16 protein-coding genes are annotated in these 13,955 nt (G+C 64.7%); 10 read left to right on the plus strand and 6 right to left on the minus strand.

Features of this window, described 5'->3' with window-relative positions; genetic code table 11:
* The first annotated feature begins 3 nt into the window (after positions 1 to 3).
* From G6N67_RS36510 to G6N67_RS36555, 10 genes are all read left to right on the plus strand, one after another.
* Positions 4 to 900, plus strand: coding sequence for a class II glutamine amidotransferase domain-containing protein (locus G6N67_RS36510; protein ID WP_036443131.1), 897 nt, complete (start codon positions 4 to 6; stop codon positions 898 to 900).
* Positions 888 to 1,571 carry a GltB/FmdC/FwdC-like GXGXG domain-containing protein gene (locus G6N67_RS36515; RefSeq protein WP_036443128.1) on the plus strand — a complete coding sequence of 228 codons (684 nt, stop codon included), beginning with the start codon at positions 888 to 890 and terminating at the stop codon, positions 1,569 to 1,571. The genes G6N67_RS36510 and G6N67_RS36515 overlap by 13 nt, the downstream gene beginning before the upstream one ends.
* Entirely contained in the window at positions 1,571 to 2,902 is a 1,332-nt protein-coding gene (locus G6N67_RS36520; RefSeq protein WP_036443125.1) for an FMN-binding glutamate synthase family protein, read from the plus strand. The genes G6N67_RS36515 and G6N67_RS36520 overlap by 1 nt, the downstream gene beginning before the upstream one ends.
* A 228-nt stretch (positions 2,903 to 3,130) precedes the next feature.
* Positions 3,131 to 3,778 (plus strand): helix-turn-helix domain-containing protein, encoded by a 648-nt coding sequence (locus tag G6N67_RS36525; RefSeq protein WP_036443122.1) that lies wholly within the window; start codon positions 3,131 to 3,133, stop codon positions 3,776 to 3,778.
* 75 nt (positions 3,779 to 3,853) lie between these two features.
* The gene (locus G6N67_RS36530) at positions 3,854 to 4,846 is read left to right on the plus strand and encodes a Gfo/Idh/MocA family protein (RefSeq protein WP_036443119.1); all 993 of its coding nucleotides are present in this window, start codon (positions 3,854 to 3,856) and stop codon (positions 4,844 to 4,846) included.
* Positions 4,847 to 5,073: 227 nt separating this feature from the next.
* Positions 5,074 to 5,667: a 6-phospho-3-hexuloisomerase gene (gene hxlB, locus G6N67_RS36535; protein ID WP_036443117.1), complete on the plus strand. Its 594-nt coding sequence runs from the start codon at positions 5,074 to 5,076 to the stop codon at positions 5,665 to 5,667.
* Positions 5,668 to 5,715: 48 nt separating this feature from the next.
* Complete coding sequence (locus G6N67_RS36540) at positions 5,716 to 6,078, plus strand: cupin domain-containing protein (protein ID WP_036443114.1); 363 nt, start codon at positions 5,716 to 5,718, stop codon at positions 6,076 to 6,078.
* Between the two features lie 73 nt (positions 6,079 to 6,151).
* Positions 6,152 to 6,514, plus strand: coding sequence for a cupin domain-containing protein (locus G6N67_RS36545; RefSeq protein WP_036443112.1), 363 nt, complete (start codon positions 6,152 to 6,154; stop codon positions 6,512 to 6,514).
* Positions 6,515 to 6,602: 88 nt separating this feature from the next.
* Entirely contained in the window at positions 6,603 to 7,628 is a 1,026-nt protein-coding gene (locus G6N67_RS36550; protein ID WP_036443109.1) for a 6-phosphofructokinase, read from the plus strand.
* An 82-nt stretch (positions 7,629 to 7,710) separates the two neighbouring features.
* The gene (locus G6N67_RS36555; RefSeq protein WP_163642449.1) at positions 7,711 to 10,446 is read left to right on the plus strand and encodes a heterodisulfide reductase-related iron-sulfur binding cluster; all 2,736 of its coding nucleotides are present in this window, start codon (positions 7,711 to 7,713) and stop codon (positions 10,444 to 10,446) included.
* 203 nt (positions 10,447 to 10,649) lie between these two features.
* On the opposite strand, the gene G6N67_RS36560 is transcribed toward G6N67_RS36555, so the two are convergent.
* Genes G6N67_RS36560 through G6N67_RS36585 form a run of 6 tightly spaced genes read right to left on the minus strand, consistent with a single transcriptional unit; the run spans position 10,650 to position 13,941 of the window.
* Positions 10,650 to 10,913: a hypothetical protein gene (locus G6N67_RS36560; protein WP_036443102.1), complete on the minus strand. Its 264-nt coding sequence runs from the start codon at positions 10,911 to 10,913 to the stop codon at positions 10,650 to 10,652.
* On the minus strand, positions 10,910 to 11,608 hold the full coding sequence (locus G6N67_RS36565) for a hypothetical protein (RefSeq protein ID WP_036443099.1): 699 nt from the start codon (positions 11,606 to 11,608) through the stop codon (positions 10,910 to 10,912). The genes G6N67_RS36560 and G6N67_RS36565 overlap by 4 nt, the downstream gene beginning before the upstream one ends.
* A complete protein-coding gene (locus G6N67_RS36570; RefSeq protein ID WP_036443096.1) occupies positions 11,608 to 13,035 on the minus strand; it encodes an APC family permease in 1,428 nt (475 codons plus the stop codon). Before G6N67_RS36570 ends, G6N67_RS36565 begins: the two co-directional genes overlap by 1 nt.
* Positions 13,032 to 13,232, minus strand: a complete 201-nt coding sequence (locus tag G6N67_RS36575) for a hypothetical protein (RefSeq protein ID WP_036443093.1) — start codon at positions 13,230 to 13,232, stop codon at positions 13,032 to 13,034. The genes G6N67_RS36570 and G6N67_RS36575 overlap by 4 nt, the downstream gene beginning before the upstream one ends.
* Complete coding sequence (locus G6N67_RS36580; RefSeq protein ID WP_036443090.1) at positions 13,229 to 13,654, minus strand: P-loop NTPase family protein; 426 nt, start codon at positions 13,652 to 13,654, stop codon at positions 13,229 to 13,231. Before G6N67_RS36580 ends, G6N67_RS36575 begins: the two co-directional genes overlap by 4 nt.
* The gene (locus tag G6N67_RS36585) at positions 13,651 to 13,941 is read right to left on the minus strand and encodes a hypothetical protein (RefSeq protein ID WP_051579336.1); all 291 of its coding nucleotides are present in this window, start codon (positions 13,939 to 13,941) and stop codon (positions 13,651 to 13,653) included. Before G6N67_RS36585 ends, G6N67_RS36580 begins: the two co-directional genes overlap by 4 nt.
* Positions 13,942 to 13,955: the final 14 nt, after the last annotated feature.

Below are 13,955 nucleotides of genomic sequence, written 5' to 3' on the forward strand. Positions count from 1 at the left end.
CAAATGTGCGGAATCGTGGGGCTGCATCTGCGCCGCCCCGAACTGTATCCGAGGCTGGGCGAATTGCTCACCGGGATGTTGTGCGAAATGGCCGACCGCGGAATGGATTCGGCGGGTGTCGCGGTCTACGGCGACCCCAACTGGACGCCACCGGGACACGGCGCCGTGTCGCTGCTCGAGGTCACCGCGCCAACTGACGAGGTCGCCGCTGCCGTCAGTGCGCAGGCCGGCGTCGAGGTGACCGTGCGCGCCTACGAGCACACGTATCTGCTGACGGCTCCGATCGATTCGGAGCTGCTGCTCGAAGCGGCCCGCACGGCTCTGCCGGACGCGCTGGTCGTCGGGTTCGGTGCCGATCTCGCGGTGCTCAAAGGCGTCGGCCACCCACGGACACTTGCCGAGGCGTGGGGACTGCCCAAGGCGCAGGGCTGGCAGGGTGTGGGGCATACCCGCATGGCCACCGAGTCCGCCGTCACGCCGGCAGGTTGCCACCCGTACGCCGTGGGCACCGGACAATGCTTGGTGCACAACGGATCTTTCTCGAACCACGCCACCGTGCGCCGGGATCTGCGCCGGGAGGGAGTGTCGTTCGACAGCGAGAACGACACCGAGGTGGGAGCCCGGTTCGTGGCGCACCAACTGGCCCAGGGGCGCGATGTCGAAACGGCGTTGAAGGAGCTGTGCGCCACCTTCGACGGGTTCTACACGCTGTTGGTGTCCAACCATGACTCGTTCGCGATCGTGCGCGATGCGATCTCGTGCAAACCTGCCGTGATCGCCGAGACTCCCGACTGGGTCGCGATGGCGAGCGAATACCGTGCCCTGGCATCGCTGCCGGGTGTCGAAAACGCAAAGATCTGGGAACCCGAGCCCGAGGTGGTGTACGCATGGAGCCGTTGACATACGACCTGGCTGAAACGCCGCTGCGGGAGGTAAACGCCGCCCTGCATGCCGCGGATCTGTCCGGTGAATTTCTCATCAAGAACCCGGCGGGAGCGCACAACGTCGCGGTTGGCGTCAACGCACCGGTCAAGATCACGGTCGACGGACACCTCGGCTACTACGGCGCGGGGATGAACCAGCAGGCCGAGATCACCATCAACGGCAACGCCGGAACCGGTGTCGCCGAGAACATGATGAGCGGCACCGTATGGGTCAAGGGCAGTGCCTCTCAGTCCGCCGGGGCGACCGCGCACGGAGGATTGTTGGTGATCGAGGGCAACGCCTCTGCGCGGTGCGGAATTTCGATGAAGGGCGTCGACATCGTGGTGGGCGGCAACGTCGGCCACATGAGTGCCTTCATGGCGCAAGCCGGACGCCTGGTGATCCGCGGCGACGCCGGCGAGGCACTCGGTGACTCGATCTACGAAACGCGAATCTATCTGCGCGGTAATGCCGCATCGCTGGGTGCGGACTGCGTCGCGAAGGAAATGCGGGACGAGCACCACCAGGAGCTGGCCATGTTGTTGAAGGCGGCCGGCTTCGATGACGACGACACTGCCTCCTACACGCGGTACGGGTCTGCCCGCAACCTCTACCACTTCCACGTCGATCACGCCGGAGCATACTGATGAGTCAAACAGACGACGACCGGGCCAGGCTTGGCCTGCGTGAGTCCGCCACCTTTGACCGGACCACCATCGCCGCCATCCAACGGGCCGCCGACACGGGTATCTACGACATCCGTGGCTGGGGTGCCAAGCGCAAGCTGCCGCACTTCGACGACTTGCTGTTCCTCGGCGCGTCGGTGTCGCGTTACCCGCTCGAGGGCTATCGCGAGAAGTGTGCCACCGACGTGGTGCTCGGCGACCGGCATGCGAAATACCCGCTACACCTCGATATTCCGATCACCATCGCGGGCATGAGCTTCGGCGCGCTGTCCGGACGCGCCAAGGAGGCCCTGGGCCGAGGGGCCAGCGCGGTGGGCACCTCCACCACGACTGGTGACGGCGGCATGACACCGGAGGAGCGCGGCCAGTCGAAGAACCTGGTGTACCAGTATCTTCCGTCGCGCTACGGGATGAACCCCGACGACCTGCGCAAAGCGGACGCCATCGAGGTGGTGCTCGGGCAGGGTGCGAAGCCGGGTGGCGGTGGCATGCTGCTGGGCCAGAAGATCTCCGAGCGCGTCGCCGGAATGCGTACTCTGCCACAGGGTATCGACCAGCGCTCGGCGTCACGGCATCCGGACTGGACCGGCCCGGATGACCTCGCCATCAAGATCGCGGAAATCCGGGAGATCACCGACTGGGAGAAGCCGATCTATGTCAAGGTGGGTGCCACCCGCACGTACTACGACGTAAAGCTGGCCGTCGCCGCCGGTGCCGACGTGGTCGTCGTCGACGGGATGCAGGGCGGTACCGCGGCAACTCAAGAAGTGTTCATCGAACACGTCGGCATCCCGACGCTGGCTGCGATTCCTTTGGCTGTGCAGGCCCTGCAGGAACTGGGTATGCACCGCAAGGTCCAGCTGATCGTCTCCGGCGGTATCCGCAACGGCGCCGACGTCGCCAAGGCATTGGCGCTGGGCGCCGACGCAGTGGCCATCGGAACCGCCGCGTTGATCGCTCTCGGCGACAACGATCCTCGGTACGCCGCTGAGTACGAGAAGCTGGGCAGTGCCGCCGGGTTCTACGACGACTTCCAGGACGGAAAGGATCCGACCGGCATCAGCACGCAGGATCCTGAGCTGGCCGCCCGATTCGACCCGATCGAGGGTGGTCGTCGGTTGGCGAACTACCTGCGGGTGCTGACGCTGGAGCTCCAGGTCATCGCACGCGCTTGCGGTAAGGCCCACGTCCAGCACCTGGAACCCGAGGACATGGTGTCCTTGACGGTCGAGGCGGCGGCGATGTCTCGCATCCCGCTCGCCGGAACCTCGTGGGTTCCCGGGATGCCATAGGGCGGTGTCCGCACGCCGCGACATCACGAATGTCACGGCAGTGCATGGCAATACCGCGAGATCCGGGATGACGGTAAGCTCCTCTGGCCGGCGCGCTGATCCTACCGAGTCAGCGCGCCGGCCGCCGTCGGACTTATCCCTACCCATCCGTCGGCGCCGATGAAACTGTGGTGATCCGTGTTTGCCCGCATCCCCCGCAATGGCCCGCCCGAAAACTACAGTGGTGGGGTGACCGACACTCCGCTCCTGCGCAACATCTCGGGCATCGCGACGGACCGCGACTCGGACGAGTCGATCGAGGCTCTGGAACTCGAATCGGCCATCGCCCGAAATGTCCGGCTGTTGCGCCAGCAGCGCGGCCTGACCCTCGGCGAGATGGCCAACGCAGTGGGCATCTCGAAAGCGATGTTGTCCAAGATCGAGAACGTCCAAACCTCGTGCAGCCTGTCGACGTTGGCGTTGCTCGCCAAAGGTTTGGATGTGCCGGTGTCGTCGCTGTTCCGCGGGGCCGACGTGGAGCGCCCAGCCGCATTCGTCAAAGCCGGCAACGGCGCGCACATCGTGCGCGATGGCACCCGCGATGGGCACGAGTACCAATTGCTGGGCTCACTGCGAGGCGAGCACAAACGGTTGGAATGCCTGCACGTCACGCTGACCGAGAAGAGCCGGACGTATCCGCTGTTCCAACACCCCGGCACCGAGTTCATCTACATGCTCGAAGGGGTGATCGATTACAGCCACAGTCACTCGGTGTACCGGTTGCACCCCGGCGACTCGCTGCAGCTCGATGGTGAAGGCGCGCACGGGCCAGTCGATCTGGTGCAGCTGCCCATCAGCTTCCTGTCGGTGATCGCCTTCCCCGATGCTCGCCTTTGAACCGGTGTCCGCGGCCGAGCAACCGGTATCGTCGGGTCTGGATCGCAAAACTCTCTGATACAGAACGGATCTCAAGTGTCGATACGGTGGGGAATCGTCGGGCCGGGTCGCATCGCCGCGAAGATGGTTGGCGACTTCGCTCACGTACCGGACGCGACGGTCCTCGCGGTCGCATCCCGATCTGCGGTTCGCGCAGAGGCATTCGCCGCCGAGTACGGTATCGAGCGTAGTTACGGTTCGTACCGGGACATCGTCGCCGATCCCGATGTCGATGTGCTGTACATCGCGACGCCGCATACGCATCACCACGCGATCGGGCGCGCTGCCGCGGCCGCGGGCAAGGCACTGCTGGTCGAAAAGTCCTTCACCGCCACGCTCGCCGGGGCCCGATCGCTCGTGGACGCGGCTCGTGAACACCAGGTGTTCGCGATGGAGGCGATGTGGACCCGATTCCAGCCTGCGGTCGTGGCCGCCCGAAAACTGCTTGCCGACGGTGCGATCGGCACGGTGCGGTCGGTACAGGCCGACCTCGGCGTGACGCGAACCTTCGATCCGGCCGACCGAGTCTTCGCCTACGAGCTCGGAGGCGGTGCACTCCTGGATCTGGGGGTGTACGTGGTGTCGTTCGCACAGATGGTGCTCGGAGATCCGACATCCGTGACGGTGTCGGGTTCGCTCGAGCCATCGGGGGTGGATGCCGACGCGAGCCTGCTGCTCGGCTTCGCGGACGGCCGAACCGCGACATTGATGTGTTCGTTGCACAGCCCGATGCCCGGGCACGCCAGGATCTTCGGCAGCACGGGATGGATCGACGTCCTGCCGCGGTTTCACCACCCGAATTCTTTTGTGCTGCATCGGCAAGGTCACGAATCAGAACAGTTCGACCTGCCCCCGCTGGGAAGTGGGTTTTCGCACGAGCTCATCGAAGTAACCGAGGCCGTCAAGGCCGGGCGGACCGAGAGCACTGTCATGCCACTCGATGACACGCTGACTGTGCAACGGGTGCTCGATGATGCGCTGGCGCAGCTCGGCATCAGATTTGACGAGGATCCCGCGGCGTCCGTGTGACCCGGGACTTCTCCGGGTCGGCTTTACGGCCGCGACGTAGCGGCGGACGGGGCCGCAACGCGTTGACCGCCAACGAATCTCCGATAGCTCGCGCATGAGCGCGGGTATCCGGTCCGCCTATTCGAACGGGTAGATCAAACCATCCCAAATTGGCGTTCCTCCTACCCGCAAATGGCAGGACGATGTGTGTCAAGCCCACCTCTGCAGGATCCGAAGGAGGAGACGACATGACGGCAACAACCGACAATACCTCGGACGTGACGGGGGAAAGCATCGCCGGCAACCTGTCTTTTGTCCGGGACGAGATCGCGGCCACGGCAGCCAAGGTCGACGAACAGCAGGTGGCCGCCCTCGCGCGTAACCTCCGCCAGTACACCCGGGTGTTCGTCGCCGGGGCGGGTCGCAGCGGGCTGGTGCTACGCATGGCCGCCATGCGACTGATGCATCTTGGTCTGGAGGTGCACGTCGCTGGCGACACCACCACGCCGGCAATCAGTTTCGGCGATCTGCTGTTGGTGGCGTCGGGGTCGGGAACGACCTCGAGCGTGGTCAAATCGGCCCAAACGGCTGCGAAGTCAGGAGCGCGCGTCGCTGCGTTCACCACCAATCCGCGTTCTCCGCTGGCCCGGCTGTCCGACGCGGTGGTGATCATTCCCGCCGCCCAGAAGACCGATCACGGCTCCAACGTTTCCCGCCAGTACGCCGGATCCCTGTTCGAACAGGTGCTTTTCGTCGTCACCGAGGCCATGTTCCAGTCGCTGTGGGACAACACCGACATCCGCGCCGAAGAACTCTGGCTGCGGCACGCCAACCTCGAATAGCCGAGCCGTCAACTGTCCACATCCCATCCAGCAGAACGGTAAACCACCATGAGCCAAACCTTCCGGCCCGCCGAACTCTTCGAGGGGCAGCTCGAAGAGGCCCTCCTCGCGCCTCCCTTGGCCGAGGTGATCGGTGACGAGATCCCGACACGAATTGCCATTCCCTTCAAGAGCGACGACTCTCGCATCCTCTCCGGCGTGTGGGAGGCCTCCCCCGGTCTGTCCCGCTGGGAGTTCCTGGACCGCGGCGAAGTGATTCACGTGCTCGAAGGACGCATGGTGGTCACCGAGGACGGCCGTGACCCGGTCACCGTGGAGGCAGGATCTGCCGCGTTCTTCCCGATCGGGTGGAAAGGAACCTGGGAAATCCAGGAACGCATCAGAAAGTTCTTCGTGATCTTCGCGGCATGACGCCAGACGTCCTCTCACGTCCATACCGGGGGCACGGTGCCTCCGTTCACCAAAAGAAAGGTAATACCCACAAATGAGCCAAACCTTCTGGCCCGCAGCACTCTTCGAAGAGAACCTCGAAGAGTCCCTGCTGGGCCAGCCCTCGGCCGAGGTGCTGGGAGAGGAAATCCGAGTACGGTCTTCCGTTCCCTTCATCAGTGCCGAGCCTGGCATCCGATCTGGTGTCTGGGAGGCCTCCCCCGGCCTGTCCCGCTGGGAGTTCGTGGACCGCGGCGAAGTGATTCACGTGCTCGAAGGACGCATGGTGATCACTGAGGACGGCGGCGACCCGGTCACCGTGGAGGCAGGATCTGCCGCGTTCTTCCCGATCGGGTGGAAAGGAACCTGGGAAATCCAGGAACGAATCAGAAAGTTCTTCGTGGTCTTCGCGGCATGACGCCCGGCGCCCCGTCAGGTCCGGGAAAGATGCCGGGCTTGACGGGGCGCGCCACCGGCAATCCCTCTCCTACGATCTGGGTCGAAACATGAAAATCGGAATCCTCACCAGCGGTGGCGACTGCCCCGGATTGAACGCGGTCATCCGCGCCGCCGTGCTGAAGGGCATTGCCGTCTACGGTCATGAGTTTGTTGGATTCCTCGACGGATGGCGCGGCGTGGTAGAGGGCGACGTTGTCGACCTGCCCCGCACGATGGTCCGGGGTATCGCCAAACAGGGCGGCACCATCCTGGGCACCTCACGCACCAACCCGTTCGAGAACGGCGGCGGCCCCGAGGTCATCAAGGCACACATGGCCCGGCTGGGGATCGACGCGATCATCGCCATCGGCGGTGAGGGGACTTTGGCTGCGGCGCAACGCCTGACAGATGCCGGTCTGAAGATCGTCGGCGTACCCAAAACCGTGGACAACGACCTGGATGCCACCGATTACACGTTCGGTTTCGACACCGCGGTGCAGATCGCCACGGAAGCGATCGACCGGCTCCGCACGACCGGCGAATCGCACCACCGCTGCATGATCGCCGAAGTGATGGGCCGTCACGCGGGATGGATCGCGTTGCATGCCGGCATGGCAGCCTGTGCCCACGCCATCCTCATCCCGGAGCAGAAGGTCAGCATCGAGCAGATTGCGCAGTGGGTGAAGGGAGCGTACGCCCGCGGGCGGGCACCACTGATAGTGGTGGCGGAAGGCTTCGTCCCTGAGCACCTGGAGTTCCCGCACTCCCAGCGCGGGCTGGACGCCTTCGGGCGGCCACGGCTCGGCGGCATCGCCGATCAACTGGCCCCGGAGATCGAGTCCCGCACCGGCATCGAAACCCGCGCCACCATCCTGGGCCACACGCAGCGCGGCGGCGTGCCCTCCGCCTTCGACCGCGTCCTGGCCACCCGGCTGGGCATGGCTGCCATCGACTCTGTGGTGGAAGGCTTCTGGGGCACCATGGTCGCGCTGAAAGGCACGGAGATCGACCACGTGAGCTTCGAGGAGGCCCTCGGAAAGCTCAAGGCCGTTCCCCAGAAGCGTTATACAGAAGCCGCATTCCTGTTCGGCTGAGCTGCCGAAAGCCGAACGTCGCGTAGAGCGTTGGCGGAAGCCAGGATTCCGGCGAGTGACTCACGAAATTGGAGCTGATGCTATGGAGAGTCTCGAACACACCCTAGTTTTGTCGCGGCTGATTGTCGGGCTGCTGGCCACGGTGGTGGTGTTGGGTTTCGCTGCCAAGCGGGTGTGGTGGCTGACCAGGCTGATCAGCTCGGGGCAGAAGGTCGGCGATGAGCGGGGCCGCAAGGACCATCTGGTTCAGCGTTTCCTGAACCAGAACAAGGAAGTCTTCGCCCAGTCCAAGCTGCTGAAGTGGTCGATCCCCGGCCTGGCGCACTTCTTCACCATGTGGGGCTTCTTCGTGCTGGCCACGGTGTACCTGGAGGCCTACGGGGTGCTGTTCGACCCCGAATTCCACATCCCGCTGGTCGGGCGCTGGGCGGTGCTGGGCTTCCTGCAGGACTTCTTCGCCGTCGCGGTGCTGGCCGGCATCATCGTCTTCGCGATCATCCGCATCCGCAAAAACCCCGAACAGCTGGGCCGCGAGTCACGCTTCTACGGCTCCCACAACGGCGGCGCCTGGACCATCCTGATCATGATCTTCCTGGTCATCGCGACCTACGCGATCTTCCGCGGCGCCGCGGTCAACGTGCTGGGCGAGAACTTCCCCTACCAATCCGGGGCGTTCTTCTCCGACGCCATGGCCGCCCTGTTGGCCCCGCTCGGGCACACCGCCAACGTGTGGATCGAAACCCTGGCGTTGATGGGCCACATCGGCGTGATGCTGGTGTTCCTGCTGATCGTGCTGCACTCCAAGCACCTGCACATCGGCCTGGCCCCGATCAACGTCACCTTCAAACGCCTGCCCGACGGGCTGGGCCCGCTGCTGCCCATGGAATACCAGGGCAACAAGATCGACTTCGACGATCCCGCCGAAGACGCGGTGTTCGGCAAGGGCCGCATCGAGGACTTCACCTGGAAAGCCAACCTCGACATGGCCACCTGCACCGAATGCGGCCGCTGCCAATCCCAATGCCCGGCCTGGAACACCGGCAAACCCTTGTCGCCCAAGCTGGTGATGATGAACCTGCGCGATCACCTGTTCGCCAAGGCCCCCTACATCATCGAAGGCACACCGATGCCCGAAGACGGCTCGGTCGACTTCGCCGCCCTGGGTGACAGCCTGCACGGCCACGGCGTGCCCGAGGACGGCTACGCCCGCATCGAAGGCTCCGGGCCCGCCCAGGCGCTGCGCCCGCTGGTCGGCACCGCCGAGCAGGGCGGGGTCATCGACCCCGACGTGCTGTGGTCGTGCACCAACTGCGGCGCCTGCGTCGAGCAGTGCCCGGTCGACATCGAGCACATCGACCACATCGTCGACATGCGCCGCTACCAGGTCATGGTCGAATCCGAATTCCCCGGCGAACTCGGCGTGCTGTTCAAAAACCTGGAAACCAAAGGCAACCCCTGGGGCCAGAACGCCAAAGACCGCACCACCTGGATCGACGAGGTCGACTTCGACGTCCCGGTCTACGGCCACGACGTCGAGTCCTTCGACGGGTTCGAGTACCTGTTCTGGGTCGGCTGCGCCGGCGCCTACGAAGACCGCGCCAAAAAGACCACCAAAGCCGTCGCCGAACTGCTGGCCACCGCCGGGGTGAAATTCCTGGTGCTGGGCACCGGGGAAACCTGCACCGGCGACTCCGCCCGCCGCTCCGGCAACGAGTTCCTGTTCCAACAACTCGCCGCCCAAAACGTCGAAACCATCAACGAACTGTTCGAAGGTGTCGAAACCGTCGACCGCAAGATCATCGTCACCTGCCCGCACTGCTTCAACACCATCGGCCGCGAATACCCGCAGCTGGGCGCCAACTACACCGTCGTGCACCACACCCAGCTGCTCAACCGCCTGGTCCGCGACAAGAAACTCATCCCGGTCACCTCCACCGGCGGCCCCGAAGTCACCTACCACGACCCCTGCTTCCTGGGGCGCCACAACAAGGTCTACGAAGCCCCGCGCGAACTCGTCGAAGCCTCCGGGGTGACGCTCAAGGAAATGCCCCGCCACGCCGACCGCGGCCTGTGCTGCGGTGCCGGTGGCGCGCGGATGTGGATGGAAGAACACCTCGGCAAACGCGTCAACGTCGAACGCACCGAAGAAGCCATGGACACCGCCTCCACCATCGCCACCGGCTGCCCGTTCTGCCGCGTCATGATCACCGACGGTGTCGACGACGTGGCCGCCGCCCGCAACGTCGACAAAGCCGAAGTGCTCGACGTGGCTCAGCTGCTGCTCAACTCGCTGGACAAGAGCGCCGTCACGCTGCCCGAAAAAGGCACGGCGGCAAAGGAATCCGAAGCACACGCCAAGGTCAGCGCCGAAGCCGAGGCCAAAACCCAAGCCGCCCAAGCCGAAGCAGCGGCCGCACCCGCCCAGGCACCCGCTCCCGTCACTGAAGTCAAACCGGTCACCGGCCTCGGCATGGCCGGCGCCGCCAAACGTCCCGGCGCCAAAAAGGCTGCTCCGGCTGCCGAGGCATCGGCACCCGCCGCGGCCCCCGTCAAGGGCCTCAGCCTGGCCGCAGGCGCCAGACGCCCCGGCGCCAAGAAGACCACGGCCGCACCTGCCCCGGCAGCACCGGACAAGCCCGAACCGCCGGTCGTCGGCCTCGGGATCGCCGCAGGCGCCAAACGTCCCGGCGCCAAGAAGACCACCCCCGCCGCGCAAAAGCCCGCCGCCGAGGCACCGCCGGTGGCTGAGTCCAAGCCAGAACCAGCGGTCGTCGGGCTGGCCATCAAAGCCGGCGCCAAGCGGCCCGGTAGGCGCTGAGCGGCACACCGCACACATCCGAACGGCCACTTCCCCGAGTGGGAAGTGGCCGTTCGTCGTCTAGGCACTTGGGAGATGCGGATGTCCGCCGCAGGAATACGGGTACCGGCCGGTGGCAGGGTTCTAAGACCAACCGAGGGTTCGTAGGTGGTGCATCGTCATCACGTAAGCCTCAGAGCCACAACCTGATCCGACCCGCGGGGTCAGTGTCGCGCGGCGGCATAACGGCGCCTTGCGGCAACCTGGTAGGCGTCGAGCACGCTCAGGGCGTACACGAACACCCCTCCGGCGACTTGTCCGATGGCGGACGCTTCCGCGGGTGCCACCAGGTACGTGATCACTCCCAGCAGCAAGGTGTAGAAGACGAACACCAGGCCACGCCGGGGTTGGCCGTTGACGACCTGCCCGACCCCCGGCAGCACTATGGCGATGCCGAGGACCAGCAACGGGTGAATTGGTCGATTCATAGCGATCCTGCCTCCGATACCCCAGCCGGCGTCTGTCTCGGCCGGCCCGCGACCCGGTCGCACAGCTCAGCGGTCATCGTGACCGCCTGCCGCAGATCCTCCGCCGTTACCCGCGCCTCCGAGAGATCGGCGCGGCGCGTGACCCGGTAGGCCGTCGAATTGGCCTGTGCGCCACGGATTACGCAGCGGACACCCCGCTCGGTGACCAGGATCTGCTTCACCGCCGAATCCTCGGTCACCAGGCTCACGGCGGTGTCGGCCAGCTCGCGATCCACCCCTTCGGCGGCACAGGTCACCGAGGCCCACTCGGGCCAGGACGGGTCGCGCCAGCGCAGCAGTTGACGGTGCCCGGAGAAGAACTCATGTCCCGTCTCGTTGCTGAGCACTGACAACGTCGGCTGTCCGGGAAAGTGTTCACGGATCGTGATCATGAGACGCAACACGGGTACGACCCGCAGGGCGAGCGCGTCGACCACAGGTTCGACGCGTACGTCTCGTCCCGCGAATCGTCCATAGAGCAAAGGGAAGTCGAGTCCGCGAGGCACGACGCGGCATTGTTCGAGCACGTCGGTGGCGTGCTCGAACAATGCCGCGCGGTCACGCTGGACGCGAGCCACATGGCGGCGGTGCAAGTAGGTGAGCACCGCCGCCCCGACCGTGGCCACTGTCAGCGCGACCCAGGTCGTTCCCGACATCAGTAACCTCGAGGGCGTGGCAACGGCGCAGTGAACTCGGCGTTCCGGTCGACGTACTTGAACCGCCGAAGAACGAACCACACCGAGGCGAGCAAGTAGAACACCAGGATTGACATCAATGTGCTGCCGTAGCCCAGGTAGGTCGCGAAGAACACGATCGCCGCGACCACTGCCAGTGCAATCGAGGGAATGGGATGCATCGGCAGGGTGTACGCCCGCTTGATGGAGCCGATCGGCCACAGCTTCCGGAACCTCAGCATGTTGACGACCATGAATGCGTAGGTCAGCAGCCCCGACAGGATCGAGAAGGTGATCACGGTCGACAGCAGCGTCGGCTTGTCGAGCAGCAACGGAAGGATCGCGAAGGCGATCGCCACCGGCACCAGGAACAGGATCGAGCGGAACGGCGTCCGGTAGCGCGGGTGCACGGCCCCGAACCACTCCGGGAGGTACCGGTCGCGGCTCATGGCGAACCATGACCGGGAGGAGTCGGTGATGCAACCGTTCGCCGACGCGAGCGTCGCCGCCAACGTGCCGAGGAACAACAGCCAGACGAGCACACCCGAATGGGCGAGTTGGGCCGCGTCGAACAACGGCGTGATCGACGTCCCCAAGTACTGCCACGGCAACAGCGCCGAACACAGGTACCAGGTCAGGCTGGCCGCGATGATCAGCGTCATGATGCCGGCCAGGCTGCCGAGCGGGATGGACCGGCTCGGCGAACGGCACTCCTCCGCCGCCTGGGCGGTGCCCTCGATGCCGAGGTAGAACCACATGCCGAACTGGAACGCGGCGATTACGCCGATCCAGCCGTAGGGAAGCCCGGCATCAGCGGATCCGGCGAGCGCACTGAACTGGGTACCGGCATCGATGTTCCAGCCGGAAACTCCGATGAACAGCGCGATGATCGTCAAGAAGGCGAAGCCGGTGATGATGAAGTTGACCGACAACGTTGCCAGCACGCCGCGGTAATTCAAAAGGGCGAGAAGCAGAATCGCCAGCACCGCGAACGGATAGGCGGAGAGATGCTGCTTGTTGCCCAGCAATCCCGACATCGTGGTCAGCAGATCGCCCAGCACGTTGGCGTTGGCGGCCTCCAACATCGTGTACGCCATGGTCAGATACAGGCCGACGTTGAACGCCATCAGCGGTCCCACTGAGTGCTTGGCCTGAGCGTATTGACCGCCCGCTGCCGGGATCGCCGAGGCCACCTCGGAGTTGATCATCACCACACAGGTGTAGAGCAGGCCGACAAACCAACACGCGATCAGCGAACCGTAGAGGCCGCCCTTCTCCACGGTGAAGTTCCACCCCATGAATTCGCCGACCAGCACGATGCCGACACCCAACCCCCAAATGTGAATCGGGCCGAGCACCTTGTTCAGAGTCAGCGCCTCGGTGCCGGCGCCGTTGTTGCCACCGCTCATGAACGAGGCCTTTCTATGTCGTCCGACTCGATGGCCCCCTGCTGCCACGCAGCGTCTTCCCCGAGATCCTCGATCGTGTGAACGAGGAATTCCTCGTCATAGTCACGGCCGACGCGATACGCGTCGTACAACATCCAGCTGGCGACGAGTGCGGCCAGAACCCACGCCCCGTCTTCAAGAAGGCTCCAAAAATTCATGATTCCTCATCCGGTGAGAATCTCGATCCAAATCTGGCTGCGATGACCTCGTGGTACTCGCGAAAAGACATGAAATAAACGAACGCCAGGTACGCCACGGCCAACGCGATCATCCCGAGCAGCGGCACCCATTCGATCGTGTACTTGTTGTCGCTCGGTGCATTGGCCGTCGTCAGTGCCGCGACAGTCTCGTCGTCGACCATGCCTTGGGCCTTCATGAGATCGAACTGTTGTTGCTCAGCAGGGCTGATGACGGGCTGTGCGACCGACGTGGTCTCCGCAGGGGGCGGTGCCTCGTCCTCCTGCGCGAACACGAACGTCGTGACGAACAGCGTGATGAACAGCAGTGCGATCAAGGTCGCGGCGTCGATGAACTGTCCGCCCTTGGTCTGGCGCACCGGGCCGGCTGTCGTGCTCGTCATGCTGCGGTCACCTCGGCGACCTCGCGCCGCACCTGCCGGGCTTTCCGGTTCACGTCGAGATGGTGGATGTCCTCGCCGTAGACGTGCTCACGCTCGATCTTGTAACGACGGGCCATCGACAGGAGCCCCAGCGAGTTGAACACGCCCAAGATCACGCAGGCTATTCCGAGCATCGCCTTGACCGTCGCGTTCTCGATGACACTGAATGCAGCGAAGAAGACGAAGATCAAGGTCGCCCACATCAGCCCCGCAAGCACGGTCGCGACCAGAACGTCGCGCTTGAACATGTTTTGAATTCTCA

It is taken from the genome of Mycolicibacterium mageritense, from assembly GCF_010727475.1.
GTDB lineage: Bacteria > Actinomycetota > Actinomycetes > Mycobacteriales > Mycobacteriaceae > Mycobacterium > Mycobacterium mageritense.

Coding starts and splice junctions, on each gene's coding strand:
- G6N67_RS36510 (WP_036443131.1), top strand. CDS start 4: ATGTGCGGAATCGTGGGGCTGCATCTGCGCCGCCCCGAACTGTATCCG.
- G6N67_RS36515 (WP_036443128.1), top strand. CDS start 888: ATGGAGCCGTTGACATACGACCTGGCTGAAACGCCGCTGCGGGAGGTA.
- G6N67_RS36520 (WP_036443125.1), top strand. CDS start 1,571: ATGAGTCAAACAGACGACGACCGGGCCAGGCTTGGCCTGCGTGAGTCC.
- hxlB (WP_036443117.1), top strand. CDS start 5,074: ATGACGGCAACAACCGACAATACCTCGGACGTGACGGGGGAAAGCATC.
- G6N67_RS36540 (WP_036443114.1), top strand. CDS start 5,716: ATGAGCCAAACCTTCCGGCCCGCCGAACTCTTCGAGGGGCAGCTCGAA.
- G6N67_RS36545 (WP_036443112.1), top strand. CDS start 6,152: ATGAGCCAAACCTTCTGGCCCGCAGCACTCTTCGAAGAGAACCTCGAA.
- G6N67_RS36550 (WP_036443109.1), top strand. CDS start 6,603: ATGAAAATCGGAATCCTCACCAGCGGTGGCGACTGCCCCGGATTGAAC.
- G6N67_RS36555 (WP_163642449.1), top strand. CDS start 7,711: ATGGAGAGTCTCGAACACACCCTAGTTTTGTCGCGGCTGATTGTCGGG.
- G6N67_RS36560 (WP_036443102.1), bottom strand. CDS start 10,913: ATGAATCGACCAATTCACCCGTTGCTGGTCCTCGGCATCGCCATAGTG.
- G6N67_RS36565 (WP_036443099.1), bottom strand. CDS start 11,608: ATGTCGGGAACGACCTGGGTCGCGCTGACAGTGGCCACGGTCGGGGCG.
- G6N67_RS36570 (WP_036443096.1), bottom strand. CDS start 13,035: ATGAGCGGTGGCAACAACGGCGCCGGCACCGAGGCGCTGACTCTGAAC.
- G6N67_RS36575 (WP_036443093.1), bottom strand. CDS start 13,232: ATGAATTTTTGGAGCCTTCTTGAAGACGGGGCGTGGGTTCTGGCCGCA.
- G6N67_RS36580 (WP_036443090.1), bottom strand. CDS start 13,654: ATGACGAGCACGACAGCCGGCCCGGTGCGCCAGACCAAGGGCGGACAG.
- G6N67_RS36585 (WP_051579336.1), bottom strand. CDS start 13,941: ATGTTCAAGCGCGACGTTCTGGTCGCGACCGTGCTTGCGGGGCTGATG.